Annotated in this window: 17 protein-coding genes; 11 read left to right on the forward strand and 6 right to left on the reverse strand. The window is 37.1% G+C overall.

Features of this window, described 5'->3' with window-relative positions; translation table 11 throughout:
* Positions 1-65: 65 nt before the first annotated feature.
* The 5 genes from ACTJJF_RS09055 (at position 66) to sucC (ending at position 5,213) form a co-directional block, all read left to right on the forward strand.
* Positions 66-1,154 carry a hypothetical protein gene (locus ACTJJF_RS09055; protein WP_440699440.1) on the forward strand — a complete coding sequence of 363 codons (1,089 nt, stop codon included), beginning with the start codon at positions 66-68 and terminating at the stop codon, positions 1,152-1,154.
* Between the two features lies 1 nt (position 1,155).
* Positions 1,156-1,542, forward strand: coding sequence for a DUF423 domain-containing protein (locus tag ACTJJF_RS09060; protein WP_312298456.1), 387 nt, complete (start codon positions 1,156-1,158; stop codon positions 1,540-1,542).
* 2 nt (positions 1,543-1,544) lie between these two features.
* On the forward strand, positions 1,545-2,822 hold the full coding sequence (locus ACTJJF_RS09065) for a chloride channel protein (RefSeq protein WP_312298455.1): 1,278 nt from the start codon (positions 1,545-1,547) through the stop codon (positions 2,820-2,822).
* A gap of 156 nt (positions 2,823-2,978) precedes the next feature.
* Complete coding sequence (locus ACTJJF_RS09070) at positions 2,979-3,854, forward strand: hypothetical protein (RefSeq protein ID WP_440699441.1); 876 nt, start codon at positions 2,979-2,981, stop codon at positions 3,852-3,854.
* A 168-nt stretch (positions 3,855-4,022) separates the two neighbouring features.
* On the forward strand, positions 4,023-5,213 hold the full coding sequence (gene sucC, locus ACTJJF_RS09075) for an ADP-forming succinate--CoA ligase subunit beta (protein ID WP_312298453.1): 1,191 nt from the start codon (positions 4,023-4,025) through the stop codon (positions 5,211-5,213).
* Between the two features lie 201 nt (positions 5,214-5,414).
* On the opposite strand, the gene ACTJJF_RS09080 is transcribed toward sucC, so the two are convergent.
* Positions 5,415-6,302 carry a mechanosensitive ion channel family protein gene (locus ACTJJF_RS09080; RefSeq protein ID WP_440699442.1) on the reverse strand — a complete coding sequence of 296 codons (888 nt, stop codon included), beginning with the start codon at positions 6,300-6,302 and terminating at the stop codon, positions 5,415-5,417.
* Positions 6,303-6,397: 95 nt separating this feature from the next.
* On the opposite strand from ACTJJF_RS09080, the gene ACTJJF_RS09085 reads away from it, so the two are divergent.
* Positions 6,398-7,033: a peroxiredoxin gene (locus ACTJJF_RS09085; protein ID WP_312298451.1), complete on the forward strand. Its 636-nt coding sequence runs from the start codon at positions 6,398-6,400 to the stop codon at positions 7,031-7,033.
* 99 nt (positions 7,034-7,132) lie between these two features.
* On the opposite strand, the gene ACTJJF_RS09090 is transcribed toward ACTJJF_RS09085, so the two are convergent.
* The 3 genes from ACTJJF_RS09090 to ACTJJF_RS09100 all read right to left on the reverse strand — a co-directional run bounded on the left by ACTJJF_RS09090 (position 7,133) and on the right by ACTJJF_RS09100 (position 10,912).
* Entirely contained in the window at positions 7,133-7,723 is a 591-nt protein-coding gene (locus tag ACTJJF_RS09090) for an outer membrane beta-barrel protein (protein ID WP_065399211.1), read from the reverse strand.
* Between the two features lie 301 nt (positions 7,724-8,024).
* Entirely contained in the window at positions 8,025-8,540 is a 516-nt protein-coding gene (locus ACTJJF_RS09095; RefSeq protein ID WP_440699443.1) for a hypothetical protein, read from the reverse strand.
* A gap of 92 nt (positions 8,541-8,632) precedes the next feature.
* Positions 8,633-10,912 (reverse strand): TonB-dependent siderophore receptor, encoded by a 2,280-nt coding sequence (locus tag ACTJJF_RS09100; protein WP_440699444.1) that lies wholly within the window; start codon positions 10,910-10,912, stop codon positions 8,633-8,635.
* A gap of 182 nt (positions 10,913-11,094) precedes the next feature.
* Here ACTJJF_RS09100 and ACTJJF_RS09105 point away from each other — a divergent pair, with 182 nt between their 5' ends.
* Entirely contained in the window at positions 11,095-12,150 is a 1,056-nt protein-coding gene (locus ACTJJF_RS09105) for a Gfo/Idh/MocA family oxidoreductase (protein ID WP_440699445.1), read from the forward strand.
* Between the two features lie 81 nt (positions 12,151-12,231).
* On the opposite strand, the gene ACTJJF_RS09110 is transcribed toward ACTJJF_RS09105, so the two are convergent.
* Complete coding sequence (locus tag ACTJJF_RS09110; RefSeq protein ID WP_440699446.1) at positions 12,232-14,124, reverse strand: ABC-F family ATP-binding cassette domain-containing protein; 1,893 nt, start codon at positions 14,122-14,124, stop codon at positions 12,232-12,234.
* Positions 14,125-14,350: 226 nt separating this feature from the next.
* Here ACTJJF_RS09110 and ACTJJF_RS09115 point away from each other — a divergent pair, with 226 nt between their 5' ends.
* Together ACTJJF_RS09115 and ACTJJF_RS09120 are read left to right on the forward strand one after the other, a co-directional pair.
* Positions 14,351-14,863, forward strand: coding sequence for a 5' nucleotidase, NT5C type (locus ACTJJF_RS09115; RefSeq protein ID WP_312298441.1), 513 nt, complete (start codon positions 14,351-14,353; stop codon positions 14,861-14,863).
* Between the two features lie 144 nt (positions 14,864-15,007).
* A complete protein-coding gene (locus tag ACTJJF_RS09120; protein WP_440699447.1) occupies positions 15,008-16,657 on the forward strand; it encodes an alpha/beta fold hydrolase in 1,650 nt (549 codons plus the stop codon).
* A 47-nt stretch (positions 16,658-16,704) separates the two neighbouring features.
* Here ACTJJF_RS09120 and ACTJJF_RS09125 read toward each other — a convergent pair whose 3' ends face one another.
* Positions 16,705-17,568: a glycoside hydrolase family 25 protein gene (locus tag ACTJJF_RS09125; RefSeq protein WP_312298438.1), complete on the reverse strand. Its 864-nt coding sequence runs from the start codon at positions 17,566-17,568 to the stop codon at positions 16,705-16,707.
* A gap of 65 nt (positions 17,569-17,633) precedes the next feature.
* Between ACTJJF_RS09125 and ACTJJF_RS09130 the strand changes: the two genes are divergently transcribed.
* On the forward strand, positions 17,634-18,896 hold the full coding sequence (locus ACTJJF_RS09130; protein WP_312298436.1) for an NAD(P)/FAD-dependent oxidoreductase: 1,263 nt from the start codon (positions 17,634-17,636) through the stop codon (positions 18,894-18,896).
* Positions 18,893-19,564, forward strand: coding sequence for a tRNA (guanosine(37)-N1)-methyltransferase TrmD (gene trmD / locus ACTJJF_RS09135; protein ID WP_312298434.1), 672 nt, complete (start codon positions 18,893-18,895; stop codon positions 19,562-19,564). Before ACTJJF_RS09130 ends, trmD begins: the two co-directional genes overlap by 4 nt.
* Positions 19,565-19,655 lie beyond the last annotated feature (91 nt).

Raw genomic sequence — 19,655 nt, forward strand, 5'->3', positions numbered from 1 at the left:
TTTATCATACTGGGGATTTCTACATTGGTTGCCAAGTTCATTTTAATGTACTTAAAATCAAAATAGTGAAAAAAGGTATTGTATTTTTTTTATTGATTTCCGGGTTAAGTTTTTCGCAGCAGCAAAAAGTGAAAATCAGTAATCTGCATCCTAAAACTGAAGATACCGTTTTTCCGGTTGTTTCCTATCCTGAAAATCCGAAGGTAGAAAATAAAATCAATACATTTCTGCAGGTGGATCAGCTGGAATATGTTCCCGGATCTGGCGGAAATCCTTTTAAACTAGCTTCCACAGCAACAAACTCCTATTCCAACTATCTTTATTTTTATAGTTGGGATAAAATTGAAACACCTGAGAATATTCTGAGTATTGCCATAAATGGCGAAGCTTCAGGAGCTTATCCGGAAGGATTTTTAATCTGGAAAAATTTTGATCTGAGGACAGGAAACTATATCAATGCTGAAGATTTATTTCAACCGGATTCAGTGAAAACTATTGAGGAGATTATTCAGAAAAGGGTAAAAAAAAGAATTGCTGATTTTCTTGTCAAATTGAAAGCTGAGAAAAATCCATCTGAGGAAACTGAAGATCAGATCGCTATGTATGAGGACTGTTTTACAGAACATACTTTAGAAGATATCAGATATTTTTTCGGAAAAGATAAACTGACTTTTGTTGCCGGAAGATGCTCCAACCATGCTATGAGAGCTCTGGATGACCTTGACAGTCACGAAATAGAGTTTTCCTATAAAGAACTGGAAAAATACTGGAGTCCTTATGCAAGAAATTTAGTTTCCGGTTCTGAAAAAACAGGCGTCACCAGTTTCAGAAATAAACTGTACAAAGGAAAAATAGATGGCAAATTTCCCGTTACTGTTTTTATCAGCCGCTTATATAAAGGAGAAAGTGAAAACGATACAAGCTCCTTTACTGCATTGTATTGGTATGATAAAAATAAAAAACTGATCTCATGGGACGGTAAAATGAAAGGAAATCATATTTCAATTACTGAGAATGATCATTATGATGAAGCTGCCGGCAAATGGATTCCAAGAGCTTTTGTAGAAGCAAATATGGATGGAAGTAAAATTTCAGGAACCTGGCAGGATGATAAAACAAAAAAATATTTAACCCTAGAATTAGAAGAGTTATAAAATGAAAACAATTACATTAGTTTTTGGAGCGGTTTACGGAATGATTTCTGTGATCCTGGGTGCTTTCGGAGCACACGCTTTAAAGAAAATATTAGCTGTGGAAAGACTGGAAAGTTTTGAAACAGGAGTAAGATACCAGATGTATGCAGCTTTTTTCCTGCTGATCATCGGATATATCTTAAAATTTGAAACATCTGCTGAAAAATGGACCTCCATTTTAATGATTGCTGGAACCCTTTTATTCTCAGTGAGTATCTATTTTCTGAGCATGCAGGATTATCTGGGGATGAACCTTAAATTTTTAGGTCCTATCACTCCGCTTGGCGGATTAATGATGATCTTAAGCTGGGGGATGCTTATTCTTTATTTTGCCAAAAACAGAATATAAGAATGAAAATTAACAGAAGAAGACGGTTAATACGAACATTCAATCTTTTAGATCAGCCTATCAGGTTCAATCCGTTTGTATTCAGCCGTACCTTTTTTATGTGGGCCGTAACAGGCCTTGTTGGGGGTATCATTGCCGGAGGATATTGGATCGTACTTGAACATTTTACGGAATTTTTAGCTGAATTTCAGGGGTGGCAGGTGATTCCAACCATGGCAATCTGCGGTTTGTTGGCCGGATTGGTAATTCATTTTATCGGAGATCCGGGAGAAATTCATCTGATCGTAAATAATATCAGATTCAATAAAGGGAAACTGGAGCCGAAGAACAATCCTTCCATGATATTGTCATCGCTTTTTTGTGTGGCCTCGGGAGGAAGTTTGGGGCCGGAAGCTCCTCTGGTACAGGTTACCGGATCTACAGGTACCTGGCTGGGAAAAATTTTCAGGCTGAAAGGAGAGGAGCTGCGTTCTTTAAGTATCGCAGGAATGGCATCCGGTTTTACAGCCTTGTTCGGAGCACCACTGGGAGGGAGCCTTTTTTCGCTGGAAATTCTGCATCACAAACATGCGGTAGAATATTACAAGGCAATTATTCCAGCTTTGGTGGCAAGTTGCTTCAGCTATCTGATGTTTGCTTTGATCATTCATTTGGGAATCGGGGCAACCTGGGATCTGAAAGCTTATCATTATACGGGAGTCTATGACTTTCTATACGCTTCATTATTTGGAATTGTAGGAACTTTTTTCGGATGGATCTTCATCTTTGTGGTAAAGTTTTTCAAAAAAGTTTTTGAATACAGAAAATTTCCCATTTACATCAAAACACTGGTAGGAGGAATTATCTTAGGCATGATTGCTTATAATTTTCCTATTACAAGATATTTCGGCCACAATGAGATCAATCAGTTGATCGGAGGAAACTTCGGGCTGAATTTCCTGATCCTGATTCTGGTTTTTAAAATATTGGCTATTGCCATCACCGTAACTTCAGGGTGGAGAGGAGGTTTTATCATTCCTTTGTTTTTTGTTGGAACTACATTAGGACTGATTATTCATCATCTGTTTCCGGCAGTTGACACTACTTTGGCTATTGTAAGCTGTATGGCTGCCATCAATGCCTGCGTGACGAGAACCCCGATGAGTACAACGATTATTTTGGGAACTCTTACAGGGTTTACCTATTTTGTTCCGATATTATTTGCCAGCCTTACCGGGTATTTCCTGGCACCGAAAATTCCGTTTATCGGTTCACAATCGGAAAAATTGGCAGAAGAATAAAAAGAATTACAGTATAAATCATATAAAGCTTTTCTTAGTTGAAGGGCTTTTTTTTAATTAGATTGGAAGAGGTGGTGCTCATCTTGAGTTTTGTATTTTTTATTAAATCTTTGCCTATTGAGTGAATCCTCTTTTACATAGTATAAAATTAATATCATGAATTTAAAGACCATTATTTCACCGGTACTTCTTGGGATATCATCCATTATAGCGGCACAAACCATTCATTTTAAATGGGAGAAAGACTCTATCGGAAACAAATTAATTGATAATATTGCGATGAGTGTTCCTTTTTCCATTGAAAATAAAACGTATCCTTTTCAGTTTGATCTGGGAGCAAATACAACATTAATTTATGACAAATGCTTTGACGGTACAGAACTTTTAAGGAACAAAAAAATTGATCCTGCCTCAGATGCTGCAGGCCATAAAATATTCTCTGTTGAAAATCAGAGTTTTAGTATAGACGGCTATACGCTGAAAAACCATAAACTGTCAGGACTTTTAAATTTTGATCAGGGTGAAGTATGTGGAGTGGTAGGTGCGGATATCTTTCAGAATAAATATTTGGTGATAGATTTTCCTAACAACAAAATGACGGTAACCGATGTCTTGGATAAGAAATTGAAATCCAGGGCAGATTTTGTAAACATCCAGGTGAAAAATAATAAGCCCATTCTGCCCTTGAAAATTGACAATACAATATATAATTTCCAGTATGACAGCGGAGCAAGCATTTTTCCGGTTGTTACCTATCAGCAGAATTTTGCAGAGTTGATCAGGCATTCTCCATATAAAGAAGAACTGAATATCCGTAATTTTAATAATCCCTTGATTGTAAAGGCTGTGAAAATCGATAAGAAGGTTCAGATAGGGACAAAATATTTTAAAGCTGATGAACTCTGGTATACCGAGGGAGATTATTTCTCATTAAAACAGGATGGCATCGATGGGATTATAGGAAATGTTTTTTTCATGAACAAGGTTATCATTATTGATTTTATAAATAAAAAATTCGGAATTGTAGATTAAAAGATGAAACTTGGTCTTCATTCACATTTTTCTGTCTAAAAACATGATTTTTATCTCCTTTAAATTTCTTTGAACAGCATTGCTTTCTTTAAAATAAAAATTGATATTTCATCTGTTTTTAGTAAATTTGTCAACCTTTAAATATTAAAATAAAATAATAAAAATAATATGAATCTTCACGAGTATCAATCAAAAGAGATTTTATCAAAGTATGGAGTAGCTATCCAACGTGGTTTCGTTGCAAACAACGTAGATGAAGCTGTAGCTGCTGCTGAAAAACTAACTGCTGAAACTGGCGCTCAAGGGTGGGTAGTAAAAGCTCAGATCCACGCAGGTGGTCGTGGTAAAGGTGGTGGTGTAAAGTTCTCTCCAAACATGGATAAGCTTAAAGAAAACGCTCAGAACATCATCGGAATGCAGTTGGTAACTCCACAAACTTCTGCTGAGGGTAAAAAAGTAAATTCTGTTTTGGTTGCAGAGGATGTATATTATCCAGGTGAAACAGAAACTAAAGAATTTTATGTTTCTATTCTTTTAGACAGAGCTGAAGGTAAAAATACAGTTGTATATTCTACTGAAGGTGGGATGGATATTGAGCACGTTGCTGAAGTAACTCCTCATTTGATCCACAAAGAAATCATTGATCCTGCTTTAGGTCTTCAAGGTTTCCAGGCTAGAAAAATTGCTTTCAACTTAGGTCTTGAAGGAAATGCTTTCAAAGAATTTACAAAATTCATCACTTCTTTATATAATGCTTACACTGGTATCGATGCATCTCTTTTCGAAATCAACCCGGTGTTGAAAACTTCTGATAACAAAATTATCGCTGTAGATGCTAAAGTAACTTTAGATGACAACTCATTGTTCCGTCACAAAGACTTAGCTGAGCTTAGAGATACAAGAGAAGAAGATCCAATGGATGTAGAAGCTGGTGAAGCTGGTCTTAACTTCGTAAAACTAGATGGTAACGTAGCTTGTATGGTAAACGGTGCAGGTCTTGCAATGGCAACTATGGATATCATCAAATTATCAGGTGGTAACCCTGCTAACTTCCTTGACGTAGGAGGTACTGCTGATGCTCAGAGAGTACAGACTGCTTTCGGAATCATCTTAAGAGATCCAAACGTAAAAGCTATCTTGATCAACATCTTCGGAGGTATTGTAAGATGTGACAGAGTTGCTCAAGGGGTTGTAGATGCTTACAAAGCAATGGGTAGCCTTCCGGTTCCATTGATCGTAAGATTACAGGGAACTAACGCTGTAGAAGCTAAAAAATTAATTGACGAGTCTGGTCTTCCGGTACACTCTGCAATTACTTTAGAAGAAGCTGCAAACAAAGTAAAAGAAGTTTTAGCATAATCTAAAATTTTCCAATAAATAAGAAAAACCGTTCCATTTTTTGGAGCGGTTTTTTGTTGACACATGCAAAGCTTTGTGATAATTTCATCGGAAATGTACTATTGTAAACCTAACAGGTTTCAAAAACCTGTTAGGTTTGCTTAGCAACAAACATAAAAGACCATCCCAGTTTAAGTTGGTCTTTATTTTATATCTATTTTGTTACTTATCCTGATGGCCTTCAGGTAAAATATTATCTCCGCTTGTAATGCTGATACTCGTTGGCGTTACCAGCTGGATATTATCTATATCGAAACGTTCTTTAATATCCAGGTATGCCTTACTTTTGGTTTGTGCCAGATTGGCTCCGATTTTTATCCAGAATTTTACCTGAAGATTAAAAGACCCCTGTTTCAGATCGGTAAAAATTACTTCAGCAGTATCCAGCTTATCCACATTGTCAAGGTTTTTAACTACTTCCAGAATTCCTTTTTGCGCTTTGCTGATATCTTCATCAGCAGGAATTTCAAAATTTAAAATAATTCTTCGTTGCGGAGAAGCCGTAATATTATAGAATGGAGCATTGAAGACAACCTGATTGGGAATATATGCTTTTTTGCCATCATCCGTAAGGATTTTTGTTGTCAGAAAACCAATTTCCTGAACTGTTCCTGAATGCGCTCCAATCGTGATATAATCGCCTACTTTGAAGGCTTTATCAATTCCGATAAGCATTCCTGAAAATATACTGGATACCAGATCCTTTAAAGCTACCCCTGCAATTACCCCTGCAACTCCCAGACTTCCGATGAATTTCCACAGAAAACCGCTGAAGCCCATAATTTCCAGGGAAATAAAGGTCCCCATCAGCATAATCAGAAAACGGAATACCCCGATTAAAGTAACTAAAGAGCTTTCTTTCTGGCTTTTCGGGAAAAATTTATGGAAGAGTTTTACGGCTGCCTGACTTAAGTATTTACTGGTGATCAGGAAAAATGTAAATACTAAAATTCCGACAATAAGTTTTGGGGTAAGCTCTGCAAATGTCACATACCAGTTTTCCAATACTTTATAAACAAGATCTACATACCTGAGTCCGGTCTTCTCCATGAATAAAATTTTTAATTAAAGATATAAATTTTCATCAAAAAATTTGCCAGTTCCAAAAAGTCTACTAAATTTGTAGACTATAAAGAAAGAACATTATGTCAATCAAACTAGGAGATACAGCACCCAACTTTCAGGCAGAGTCATCAGCAGGAGATATTAATTTCTATAATTACCTGGGAGATTCCTGGGGAATTCTGTTTTCCCACCCGGCAGATTATACACCGGTATGCACTACGGAACTGGGATATACGGCAAAACTGCAGTCTGAGTTTGATGCCAGGGATACCAAAGTGATTGCCTTAAGTGTAGATGGGGTAGAAGACCATCAAAACTGGGTGAAAGACATTAATGAGACCCAGAAGACGGAGGTTCGTTTTCCTATTATTGCTGACAAAGATAGAAAAGTTTCAGAATTGTATGACTTTATCCATCCCAATGCTTCGGCTACAGCTACAGTTCGTTCTTTGCTGATCATTGATCCGGCAAAAAAGGTAAGACTGATCATCACTTACCCTGCCTCTACAGGAAGGAATTTTGACGAAATCTTACGGGTTCTGGATTCCTTACAACTGGTGGATCAGCATCAGGTTGCCACACCGGTCAATTGGAAAGATGGTGAAGATGTCATTGTACCGCCATCCATTTCTACGGAAGATGCCAGAAAAATATTCCCGAAAGGAGTGAAAGAAATAAAGCCGTATTTAAGATATACGCCCCAACCGAACACATGATTTATTTGATTTTTTATAGTTTAGTTTTAATTTGTACGAAAAGCGCCCCGGGAAATTTATTTCCGGGGCGCTTTCATTTTTTTATAAGTAGTTCAGTGATTACTTAACGTCGTTGATGATTTGTTTTGCCTTAGACGTTGGAAGATAAATCTGGAATCCTAAACCAAAAGTAATTTTGTTAGTATATCCACCGCTTCCGAACCCAGCGTTTGCATCATATTTTACTAAACCTTCTAAACCAATGTTTGGTGTAATGAAGTAAGAATAACCAGGACCAAACCCGAAGTTAAGCCCGTTAGAAGAAGAACCTCCTTTAGAGATTGATGTTCCTCCGATACCTACATTACCTTCGAAAAACCATCTTCCGTGGTGTAGTAAGTTGTTTACTCCCTGCTCTCCCGGGTTAAGATAGTAACGTCCTAAAGCACCTACGTTATACGTAAAAGTAGTTGGCGCATCCTTAGCTCCTTTGAAACCTAAATCTACATAACCTCCCAATGCAACATTATCTTCAATAAAATAAGCTCCTTTCGGCTGAATATTAAAATCATAGCCACCTCCTTTGTTTAATCCGAAGTTGGCACCTGCAAGGTTACCCCCTACCATCCAATTACCTTTTTGAATCTGAGCATTTGCAGTTGCTGTTAAACCTGCTACAGCTAATATCCCTGTTAAAATAAGTTTTTTCATAATTTATTATTTTAATAATTAAATGTTTATTATTCACGAATTATAGAAAAAACAATAAATGTGCCAGACTCTTAATTTTAGACAATTTTTCTAAATTAATGTTAAGAATATGAGTACTATACAATTTAACTTTTTAACATTATTTCTAAGGATTCCATAATGATAAATAAGGAAAAAAAGACGATTAAAAGTTTGAAAGTGATATTCTTTCTATTCTGTTACTTCATTAAAATGAGGAATTTGAATAAAAATATACTCAACTGACAAACATTAGATTACTTTTTTTCACATTTTTAGCCTGTTAAATAAGCAAAAGAATCACTGAAATGATCAATCCGGCAATCGTAAACTTGATTCCACGTTTAAAAGCTTTGGTTTTAGGATTAAACATCCAGAAACTTGAAACAACAAAGAAAAATAAAGCAACCCCAAAAAATACACTTAAGGGAGCAATGGCATCTTTAGATTGTGATTTGTGAAGAGAAACCATCTTGTCCAGTACAAAAGGCAGTTCCATTTTTGAATATTTGGCTACTCCCGTCGCTGCATCATAGGTGCCTCTTTTAAAATGAAGAACGGTACCTTCCGTTTTCTCTACTTCAAGGCCTTTCATCTTCAATTCCTTTTTCAGCTCTTTTTCTGAAAGGTTTGCAGATAAAGTTTTCTCATACTTTTTCTCACTCTTCAGAAAATCTGTGTCTCTGTAGACCAAAATAATTCCACTTACCGCATACACTGCCATAATCCCGGCAAGAAAATACCCCAGGTAGCGGTGTGTTACTCTCATGAAACTTCTTGTGTCCTTGATCTTATCCATATCGTTTTTTTGTTTTGTTTTTAAATTTCAAAAGTGGAAGCTGCAAAAATGCAATTTCCACTTTTAATAAAGATGTGATTATATTTTACTTTTTACAGCTTATAAGTCAGCGTAAAATAATAATTTCTCGGTGTAATCGGATTCACTGAATAATTTTCGTGAACGTTATAGTTTACAACATCAAAAAGGTTACCCACTCTTCCTTGAACAGAGAATTTTTTCCATTCGTAGCCAACAGATACAGAAACGGTTGTATAATCTTTTAGATCAAACATTCTGGTCACATTATTTCTGCTTGTATTGGTAGACTTTGTATCATTCCATCCGGCAATTCTGTCTCCGATGTAATAAACTCCGGCTCCTATTTTTAAACCTTTTACATAGTTTGTAAATTTATAGAAAACCGATGCATTTGCTGTTGTAGCCGGTGTTCTTACCAATCTTTGATTTTCAACATATCCTTTTTCAGGAGTGTCGATATAAACGGAATTGTTATAAGAGAAACCTCCGATAATCGATATGTTTTCTGTAGGATTTCCTGTAATATCTAATTCCACACCACGGCTTCTCATATTTCCTGCGAATTCTTTAAGATTGGTATCTGTTGAATTTACAGGGGCAGCGTTGGGTGTAGCTGTAGGAATGAACCAATAGGTCTGATAATAATTATTGTACATGATCTGGTAAGCCGTTAAGTTTACCGCTAGAGCATTGTTCCAGAAATTCTTTTTAACTCCGATTTCGTATTGATCAACTGTAGATGGTTTAATGCTTTGTCTTGATAATGTAGATAACTGATTTTGAATTTGCGGAATACTTTGATTGGTGTTTACAGTATTAAATTGATTTGAAGTATATCCTGCATTGGATGCAAATGAGTTGGTATATGTTGCAAATACCGAAAGGTTTTCATTGGGAGCATAAACCAATCCTACTTTTGGAGAAAATGCATTGTCCGATGTTGAGGAATTTGATACTTCGAATTTTTCATTTGCTGCAAAACGGGTAGTTAATGTAGGCATGTTTTCTACATAAGACCATCTTAAACCTGCAATTACTTTAAGTTGTTTTGTTAAGCTGATAAAATCTTGTGCATATATTCCGATTCTTCTTGTGTTAATTCTGTTTCTTGTATTAAGAGTAGAGTTTGGCATGCCAACACTTCCCCATGTTGAAGGATCATCTAAATACAAAACATTAGACGTTGTAGCTAAAGTATATGTATAAGCATCTGCCTGGCTGTAATCTGCATCAGAACCAATCAAAACTTTATGGTTGATTTTTCCTGTATTGAATTCACCATTTAAATTTACTTGTGCAGAAGTATAGTTTTGTTCATTATATGTTTTCCCAAAAGGCCTGTTCCATGAAAGTCTGGTAGCAGTGGGAGAGCTGTAGCCCCATTGTACTCTTTCAGAAGAAAAATAATCTTTCGTATAGTTTTGGTACGAAGCAGTAGCATTTAGGGACCATCTTTCGTTAAATTGATGATTAAAAGTTACATTCGTAGAAGCCTGCTGTACATTTTGATATTGCCAGTCGGTTCCGAAGAAAACGTTTCTGGAAACAGCATCATTCAATCTATAACTTTGATCTTTTTCAGTAATAGACCCAAGCCCAAAATCCGGGGTGAAATTATTTTTAAGATAATCAGCCTCAACAATTAATTGAGATTTTTCACTTAAATTAAATAAGAATGAAGGATTGAAGTAATATTTTTCAGACTGTACTACGTCTCTGAAACTTTCAGCATATTCGTAAGTCCCGTTTACTCTGAAAGCAATATTTTTAGATAACGGCCCGTAAACATCAATCGTTGGCTTATAAGAATTCCAGCTCCCGCCGTTTAAACCTATGCTACCTCCAAAATTGAATTTAGGCTTCTTTGTGATCATATTAACAATACCTCCGGCAGCTGTATTTCCGTAAAGCATTGCATTAGCTCCTTTTAAAACTTCTACTCTTTCCAACCCACTTACTTCAGGGAAAACTCCACTGTTTATTCTTGCTCCATTCTTGAAAATATTGTCATTTCCTAAGATAAAACCACGCCCGCCAAAACTGTCCTGAGAATTACCTCTGGAAGAAGTAATATACATCCCGTTTACATTCTGAAGAACATCACTCAATTGTTTTGCCTGCTGCTGCTCGATAATTTCATGAGTAATAATGGCAATCGGCTGAGGGGTTTCCATTATCGTCAGGTTATACTTTGTAGAAAGTGGCCTTGCCTGGTTAGGATTCCCGGTTTTATGAAGATTAATGTCCTCAATAGTTTGAGTTCTGATGGTATCCGCTTCAGCATTTTTAAGCTGTGAACTCACTGTAATAGCGGTAAATAGGAGTCCCAAAGAAAGTAGTTGTCTTTTCATTTTATTTTTATGTAGAAAAGTTTTAAATAAGGCGCAAATGTAAGTATTTGTTTAGAATAGTTAAAAATAATTTTATGATTTTTGTCATATGTTCTACAGGTGAAAAATGGATTGTTTCTATACCTTCAATATATGTGTGATCAGGATTTTTTTATGAATATATTTGCAAAAAATAATAGAATATGCAATTGGTAAAAGCGGGGCTTTGCGCCTTTGGAATGAGTGGGAAAGTGTTTCATGCTCCTTTTCTAAAGGAACATCCGGGATTTTTTCTTTCCGGCATAGTAGAGAGAAGTAAAGAAGAATCTAAAGATAAATATCCGGAAGCAACCATCTATCGTTCCGTAGAAGAAATGCTGGAGAAGGCAGATATTGAACTGGTGATTATCAACACTCCGGTGCAGACCCATTATGAATATGCCCAAAAAGCCCTGGAGGCGGGAAAAAATATTATTGTTGAAAAACCTTTTACAGTTAATGTTTCAGAAGCTGAAGAGCTGGTAAAACTGGCTGCAGATAAAGGACTGTTCTTAAGTGTATATCAGAACAGAAGGTTTGACCGTGATTTTTTGAAAGTAAAAGAAATTCTGGCTTCGGATAAACTCGGGAATATTAAAGAAGCTGAAATTCGTTTCGACAGGTTCCGGACTACACCAAGCGGGAAGCAGCATAAAGAAAGTCCGGATCAGGTAGGTTCAGGCTCACTTCATGATCTGGGAGCGCATCTCGTAGATCAGGCAGTACAGTATTTCGGATATCCTGAAAAACTTTTTGCTGATGTATTCTCTATGAAAGGTTCTGAGTTTGCCAATGATTATTTTGAAATTCTGCTGTTCTATAAAAATGATCTTAGAGTACGGCTTAAATCATCGGTATTTACTAAAGAAGATCATTACGCCTATAAAATTCATGGTGACAGGGGAACATTCCTTCATGAGAGAACCGATAATCAGGAAAATGAACTGGTAAGCGGAGCAATTCCTGTGTACGGTAAGGAATGGACGCAGCCATTGAAAACACCTGATGGAATTTTAAACTTTTTAAATGAAAATTCAGAAACAGAAAGAATGGTGACCTCCAGCGAAGCCGGAAATTATATGGATTATTATCAACAGATCTATGAGCACATCGTTTTCGGATATGCTTTACCTTCTCCCGGAAAAGAAGTAATCCTGAATATGAAAATCATCGATGTCTCTCTGGAGAGTTCAAAAGAAGAAAGGGTGGTGGTGCTGTAGATGATGATAAATGAGCTATGAATGAGTTGGAGAAAGAAAGAGATTAACCTTAATCTTGAACCCATTCACAGCTCATGCTTTTTATAATAATTCCTGTAGCTCCAGCCATCTCATCTCCTGGTTTTCGAGTTTTTCAGAAACCGTTTCCAGTTCAGAAGATAGCCTGGCTATTTTTTCGTAATCTGTTTCGTTGTTAAGCTGATCTAAGATTTTTGCACGCTGTTCTTCCAGTTCAGGCATTTCTTTTTCAATCGTCTCCAGCTCTCTCTGTTCCTTAAAGGTAAGTTTCCTTTTAGAATTCGAAGATGAAGTGTTGGCAGTAACTGCAGCAGCTTCTTTTACCGGTTCAGGTTTTGCCGTTGTGTTTTTTTCTAAAGATTCTTCACGGCTTTTGGCTTCACGGTATTCTGAAAAGTTTCCTACAAAATCTTTTATTTTTCCGTTTCCTTCAAAGGCAAGAACATGGTCTACGATCCTGTCCATAAAATATCTGTCGTGAGAAACAATGATCAGAGATCCCTGGAATTGTTGAAGGAAGTTTTCAAGAACCGTCAGTGTAGGAAGATCCAGATCATTCGTAGGCTCATCAAAAATCAGGAAATTAGGGTTCTGATATAAAATATACATCAGGTGAAGCCTTCTTTTTTCACCGCCGGAAAGTTTGGAAATAGGAGAATATTGCGTCTGGTCATCAAATAAAAATAACCTCAGGAACTGTGATGCAGAAAGGCTTCTTCCGTTAGCCAGAGGATAATGCTCTGCAATTTCTTTAATGAAATCAATCACACGTTCGTCTTCCTTATAAGTAAGTCCTTTTTGGGCAAAATACCCGAAAGAAATAGTTTCTCCGGTTTCTATTTCCCCTTTGTCTGCTTTTTCAAACCCTTGAATGATGTTTAATAAAGTAGATTTTCCCGCTCCGTTTTTTCCGATGATGCCTACCTTCTCACCACGCTGAAACTGATAGCTGAAATCTTTCAAAAGAACCTTATCTCCGAAACTTTTATCAATATGTTTCAGTTCAAGAATTTTATTTCCCAGACGTTTCATTTCAAAATCCAGCTCCAGGCCTTCTTTCCGGGTATCGGTTTTGGCAACTTTTTCCGTTTCATAAAAGGCATCAATCCTGCTTTTGGATTTGGTTGTTCTTGCTTTCGGTTGTCTTCGCATCCACTCAAGCTCCTTTCTGTAAAGGTTGTTGGCCTTATCAATCGTTGCATTGAGATTTTCCTCACGAATCATCTTATTTTCAAGATAGGTTGCATATGAACCGTTATGAACATACAGATTTCTGTCTTCCATTTCCCAGATGATATCACAGACACTGTCCAGAAAATACCGGTCGTGGGTCACCAGCAGCAAAGTGATTTTTGCTTTATTCAGATAATTTTCAAGCCATTCTACCATATCCACATCAAGATGGTTGGTAGGTTCATCCATGATCAGAAGCGTATGTCTGTGTTCAGCTCTGGTTTCCGTTAATAATTTTGCCAATGCCACACGTTTGATCTGTCCCCCGGAAAGAGTTCCCATCTTGGCATCCAGATCAGTGATCTTAAGCTGAGACAAAATCTGCTTCATTTCATTTTCCAGATCCCAGGCTTTGTGAACTTCCATATCTGCCAATGCCTTTTCAATAAAATCCTGATCGGTAGAGTGAAGGGACTTGTGATAGTTCTTCAGAGCCATAATAGGTTCCGAATCTAAAGTCATCATAAATTCCTCAATGCTGAGGTTGGGGTCATAATCGATCTCCTGGTCAAACAGAACTACCTGAATGTCTTTATTGATGATCACAGTACCGCTGTCTGCAATTTCTTTACCCATTAATATTTTCAGAAGGGTAGATTTTCCGCTTCCGTTTTTGGCAACAATGGCAATTTTGTCTCCTTCATTAATGTGAAAAGAAATGTTTTCAAACAAAACTTTGATGCCGTAAGATTTGGTAAGATTTTCTGCAGAAACGTAATTCATTGGAAATTAATGCTTTGATTTTGAATTTGAATTGAACCGCAAAAATACGAAAATGTAACCATAAAATTTTCCTGAACTCCTTTTTATAAAATGATTATTCACGTTTTTTTAATAAACTGTATCCATTGCCGGCCAGAACTATTCTGTACATTTGATAGGATTATCAGAGAAACATCTGATAATCATGTGAAACCTTAATAAATAATATAAAATCCGATTTTAGGTAATGAAAAAAGTAATTGTCGATATGGACGGGGTGATGGCAGATGTATACCATCAGCTGGTACAGTTTGAAAAAAGAGACACAGGAAGAGAAATCGAAATCAGAGAAACAACCGGAAAGCCGGAAGCAGAAGCTTTCCCCAATGGCAAAAGCCACGTCAACGAAGTAGGGTTTTTCAGGACTTTACCTGTAATGGAAGGCAGTCGTGAAGCAATGGAATATCTGAACAACAAATATGAAGTGTATATTGTATCCGCAGGAATGGAGTTTCCGAACAGTTTAAGGGAAAAATATGACTGGCTGGCAGAGCATTTTCCTTTCATCGGTTGGGAGCAGATCGTTCTTTGCGGAAGCAAAAGAGTGGTATCCGGTGATGTAATGATTGATGATTATCCTAAGAATCTGGATCATTTTTCCGGGGAAAGGCTGATCTTTACACAGCCACATAATGAGCTGGTAGAAAATGACACTTATAAAAGAGTAAATTCCTGGAAAGAGATTATGAATATTCTGTAAAAATCAGGGATCTGTTTATTGTTAGAGTTTTCAGCCCTTTAAGCTGATTTTTTTACAATAATTTAACTAAAAGAAGAATAATTTTAATAAGGCTTTATGAATGCTAGTGGCTTTAAATAAATAAGTTTGCATCAAACTTTTAACATGAAAAAACATAACGCCTTATCCTTTCTTTTTATAACGTCAGTCCTGAATGCTCAGGTAATTTCCGGAACTATTATCTCTGCAAACGAAAACCAGCCTGTTCCTTATGTGAAAATTGGAGTGGCCAGGAAAACTACCGGAACGATTTCTGATGGAAAAGGCAACTTCTCAATCGATCTTACCAATCTGGATCCCGGACAAAAAATAAAGATCGAAGTTCCGGGATACGACTTGTATGAAGAAACGGTGGAGAATTTTAAAAAGCATGATCAGCAGAAAATATTTTTAAAGGAACGGACTAAAAATATTAAGGAAATTGCCATCAAACCTAAAAAACTTGTGGATAAAAACTGGGGAGTAAACACGAAAACAAAAAGTGTTATGTACTTCGTCAATCCGGAATTTGATAGAAAAAGCTTTTTGGGAGAAACCGCTTTGGAATTTAATGCAAAAAAAAGATCCAAGATCAAAAATATCAATCTGAATATTGCCAGTTTTATCTCTAAGGAGCCGGTTCTGATGAGATATAGCATCTATAGTGAGAAAAACGGTTTTCCGGATAAAAATATTCTGGATGAGGAAATCACCGTAGAACTTACTGAAGATATGATCAAAGACGGAACCTATACCCTTGATGTTAATGATCGTAATATTTGGGTACAGGGGAGGTTTTTTGTCGGAATACAGTTCCTAAAAGCTTTTGAAGGAAAGATTAAAATAAGTGCAGCCCTTTTCAGAACAGGATATTTAAGAGAGTTTTATGGAGACTGGCAAAAAATGTCTATTGCAGCTCCTGCCATTAATATCGATGTAAAGATGGATAAAAACGGGAAAGATACAAAGGAAGATGAGGGTGACTATGCAGATGACAGTCAGGAATGGCTGCGGGATAACAGCAAAAATATAGTAGAAGCCAGCCAATCGGTATACGGTAAAAATGAAACGGCAGGACATTATCTTGCTCTGAAAGATACAGATCTTTATTATGAAGTTTATGGTGAAGGTAAGCCATTGGTATTGTTGCATGGCAACTCCGGAAGCATCAGGGATTATTATCAGCAGATCCCGGTTTTATCAAAGCAGTATAAAGTCATTGTGGTAGATACAAGAGGTCAGGGGAAAAGTAAAGATACTTCCAAAAGAGATTTTACCTATAAATTGTTTGCAGATGATGTGAAAGCATTGGCAGATCATTTAAAGCTTGATAAAATCAATATTGCAGGATGGAGTGACGGAGGTAATACCGGACTTGAGTTTGCCCTGAAATACCCTGAAAAACTTAATAAGCTCATTATCATTGGAGCGAATGCATTTCCTGAAGGCGTGGAAGACAAGCTTATGGAACGGTTTACCACTCAGATGACACAGCTGAATCAGATGGGTGCAGCAGATGGCGTCAATGAACGCAGGCTTTTAAAGATCATGCTGACAGAACCGAACATTAGTAAAAAAGATTTAAATAAAATAAAAAGTCCCGTATTGGTCATTGCAGGAGACAAAGATGTTATCAAACCGGATCATACAGAGATGATTACCAGACAAATTCCTGATGCGGAAAAGATCATTTATAAAGATACCACTCACATGGTTCCTTATGAAAGGCCGGATGAATTAAACGCAGATATTCTGAAGTTTCTGGAAAAGAGCTAAACACGGGAAGCAGGAAGATGGAGGCTGGAAATTAATCTGGCTTCCTCCTAATCCAGTGTCAGTCTTTTCAAAGACCATGAATTTCCATTATAGATGTCAAGATCTACTTTCGTATTGATGCCATGTACAATTCCGTTTTCTGTGAATTGCCAGAAATCCCACTGATCATCAGGAGATGGGGTAGGAACATCATTATAATTGGCCAGCCAAAGCGGATATCCTTCAAATTCACCTTTCAGGAAATCTTTATAGTAATGGTAATAGGTATAGATAATAGGTTTTTTACCGTATGATTCCTCCACAATTTTGCACCATGTTTTCAGGTCCTCTACCAACTTCTTATTGGTCTTGCGTTTAGGGATTTTTTCAATATCTAAAATAGGAGGGAGATCTCCGCTTTCCAGTTTTACATTCTCTAAAAAATTATTGGCCTGGATTACAGGATCTTCATCGGCTCTGTAAAAATGATAAGCTCCACGGATCATGTCGTGCTTTTTAGCTTCTGCCCAGAAATCATTGAAATGTTTATCTGCACTTCTGTTGCCCATGGTAGCACGCATTACCACAAATTCCAGCGGTATGGTTTTGTTTCCGATACTCAGGCTGTCCCATTTGATATCTTCCCGGTTCTGATAATGGGAAATGTCGAATCCATAGGTCTTATCCAGGTTGCTGCTTATGATCCTCTGGATCCTTGCGGCTTCCTTTTCACTATTGTGAAGCTTTTTATGCTTAAATTTATTAAAGTACAAGGCGTAATAATAGCTGACAGATTGTTTTAAATAAAATCCGGTACCTATTAAAGCAATTATCAGGATCCCCAATATCACCCATCTCCGGAAAAAATACTTCTTCCGTCTGTTCTTATGGATCTGTTTGGCAGTTTTTTTGGTGTACTTTTTTGGTGTCATAAAGTTTTGCAAAACTAACTTTTTTCACTGCTAAATGCTAAATAAAATCAGTAAATTTGTGTATTATGGAAACACGCGAAAAAATCATCATTATTGGAGGAGGATTTGCGGGGCTGCAGCTTGCAAAAACATTAAATAACAAGAACAAAAAAGTAATTGTTCTGGACCGGATGAATCATCATATGTTTCAGCCGCTTTTTTATCAGGTTGCCTCAGGAAGGATAGAACCTTCCAACATTTCTTTCCCTTTCAGAAAGATTTTTCAGCAGTCCAGAAACACACAATTCAGGATGACAGACGTCAGGGAAATTGATCCGGCCAACAATAAGGTGATTACCGATGAAGCCGAATTTACCTATGACAAGCTCATCATTGCAACAGGCTGTAAAACTAATTTTTTCGGTAACAAAGAACTGGAAGGCAAAGCCTTTGGGATGAAAAATACCCAGGAAGCGATCAGCATCAGAAATCATGTTCTGATGACCTTTGAAAAACTGATCATAGAAAAAAGCCGGAGCGATGACGGAAACTGGAATATCGTAATCGTAGGAAGCGGACCTACCGGAGTAGAACTCGCAGGCGCTTTTGCAGAAATGAAAAAAGATATCCTCCCAAGAGATTACCCGTATATGAATTTTGACCAGCTGAAGATTATCCTGGTAAGTTCTACTGAAAAACCTCTTGCCGTAATGAGCCAGGAAGCTCAGGATAAATCTGAAAAATATCTGAAAGATCTTGGGGTGACTTTTATGAGCGGAGAAGTGGTGACAGACTATGACGGAGATAAGGTGCACCTGAGAAGCGGAAAGGAAATTCCATCCAATAATGTCATCTGGGCAGCAGGCGTTACAGGAAATGTAATAGACGGTTTTCCCGAAGAAAAATTAATACGGAACAGATATATTGTCGACAGATACAATAAAATAAAAGGCTACGATAATATATATGCCATTGGAGATATTGCCTACATGGAAACCCCTAAATATCCTCAGGGTCACCCTCAGGTTGCCAACGTAGCCATTAATCAGGCAAAAAACTTAGGTAGAAATCTTTTAAAGAAAAATCAGAACGAATGGAAAGAATATGAGTATGATGACAAAGGCTCGTTAGCTACCATAGGAAAGCACAGAGCGGTTGTTGACCTGCCATTTATCAAGTTCCAGGGATTTCTGGCCTGGTATTTCTGGATGTTTCTGCATTTAATGCTAATTTTGAGCGTTCGAAATAAGCTGGCCATATTCTTCAACTGGATGTGGAGCTATATCAACAAAGATTCTTCTTTAAGATTAATTATAATACCTACTAAGAAAAACGGAACATTACAATGAGAATTGATATCATAAGCGTACTTCCTGAACTGATGGAAAGTCCGTTTAAAACCTCTATTTTGAAGAGAGCGATGGATAAGGGACTGGCAGAAGTACATTTTCATCATTTAAGAGACTGGGCTGTCAATAAACACAGACAGATTGATGATGAACCCTACGGAGGCGGAGCAGGAATGGTCATGATGGTAGAACCATTGGATAAATGTATTTCAGAACTGAAGTCCCAGAGAAATTATGATGAGGTGATTTATCTGACTCCGGATGGGGTCACGTTGAATCAGAAAATAGCCAATTCTCTTTCCATAAAAGATAATCTGATCTTCCTTTGCGGGCATTATAAAGGGATTGACCAGAGAGTGAGAGATCTTCATATCACAAAAGAAATTTCTATCGGTGATTATGTTCTTACAGGCGGGGAGCTCGCTGCCTGTGTGCTGGCCGATTCCATCATCAGATTGCTTCCGGGCGTTTTGAATGATGAGCAGAGTGCCTTAACGGACAGCTTCCAGGATGATCTTCTTTCACCGCCCATCTATACAAGACCCGAAAGTTATAAAGGACTTGAGGTGCCTAAAATCTTATTGAGCGGAAATTTTGGTAAAATTGAAGAGTGGCGTCATGAGGAAGCAGTAAGAATTACCAAAGAAAAACGTCCCGATTTATTGTAAAAGGTACATATCCCTATTTGAGCTATTTTTTTTAATAAATTACATTTGTTATAATTATAAATGGAATAATATTTGTTATAAATGTAGTTGA

The organism is Chryseobacterium sp. 22458, assembly GCF_052044975.1.
In the GTDB taxonomy this organism is placed as follows: Bacteria; Bacteroidota; Bacteroidia; order Flavobacteriales; family Weeksellaceae; genus Chryseobacterium.

What these genes read in the sequence shown, in the direction of transcription:
- trmD (WP_312298434.1), top strand. Translation starts at nt 18,893, where the DNA reads ATGAGAATTGATATCATAAGCGTACTTCCTGAACTGATGGAAAGTCCG.
- ACTJJF_RS09120 (WP_440699447.1), top strand. Translation starts at nt 15,008, where the DNA reads ATGAAAAAACATAACGCCTTATCCTTTCTTTTTATAACGTCAGTCCTG.
- ACTJJF_RS09130 (WP_312298436.1), top strand. Translation starts at nt 17,634, where the DNA reads ATGGAAACACGCGAAAAAATCATCATTATTGGAGGAGGATTTGCGGGG.
- ACTJJF_RS09070 (WP_440699441.1), top strand. Translation starts at nt 2,979, where the DNA reads ATGAATTTAAAGACCATTATTTCACCGGTACTTCTTGGGATATCATCC.
- ACTJJF_RS09115 (WP_312298441.1), top strand. Translation starts at nt 14,351, where the DNA reads ATGAAAAAAGTAATTGTCGATATGGACGGGGTGATGGCAGATGTATAC.
- ACTJJF_RS09105 (WP_440699445.1), top strand. Translation starts at nt 11,095, where the DNA reads ATGCAATTGGTAAAAGCGGGGCTTTGCGCCTTTGGAATGAGTGGGAAA.
- ACTJJF_RS09065 (WP_312298455.1), top strand. Translation starts at nt 1,545, where the DNA reads ATGAAAATTAACAGAAGAAGACGGTTAATACGAACATTCAATCTTTTA.
- ACTJJF_RS09085 (WP_312298451.1), top strand. Translation starts at nt 6,398, where the DNA reads ATGTCAATCAAACTAGGAGATACAGCACCCAACTTTCAGGCAGAGTCA.
- sucC (WP_312298453.1), top strand. Translation starts at nt 4,023, where the DNA reads ATGAATCTTCACGAGTATCAATCAAAAGAGATTTTATCAAAGTATGGA.
- ACTJJF_RS09060 (WP_312298456.1), top strand. Translation starts at nt 1,156, where the DNA reads ATGAAAACAATTACATTAGTTTTTGGAGCGGTTTACGGAATGATTTCT.
- ACTJJF_RS09095 (WP_440699443.1), bottom strand. Translation starts at nt 8,540, where the DNA reads ATGGATAAGATCAAGGACACAAGAAGTTTCATGAGAGTAACACACCGC.
- ACTJJF_RS09090 (WP_065399211.1), bottom strand. Translation starts at nt 7,723, where the DNA reads ATGAAAAAACTTATTTTAACAGGGATATTAGCTGTAGCAGGTTTAACA.
- ACTJJF_RS09080 (WP_440699442.1), bottom strand. Translation starts at nt 6,302, where the DNA reads ATGGAGAAGACCGGACTCAGGTATGTAGATCTTGTTTATAAAGTATTG.
- ACTJJF_RS09125 (WP_312298438.1), bottom strand. Translation starts at nt 17,568, where the DNA reads ATGACACCAAAAAAGTACACCAAAAAAACTGCCAAACAGATCCATAAG.
- ACTJJF_RS09110 (WP_440699446.1), bottom strand. Translation starts at nt 14,124, where the DNA reads ATGAATTACGTTTCTGCAGAAAATCTTACCAAATCTTACGGCATCAAA.
- ACTJJF_RS09100 (WP_440699444.1), bottom strand. Translation starts at nt 10,912, where the DNA reads ATGAAAAGACAACTACTTTCTTTGGGACTCCTATTTACCGCTATTACA.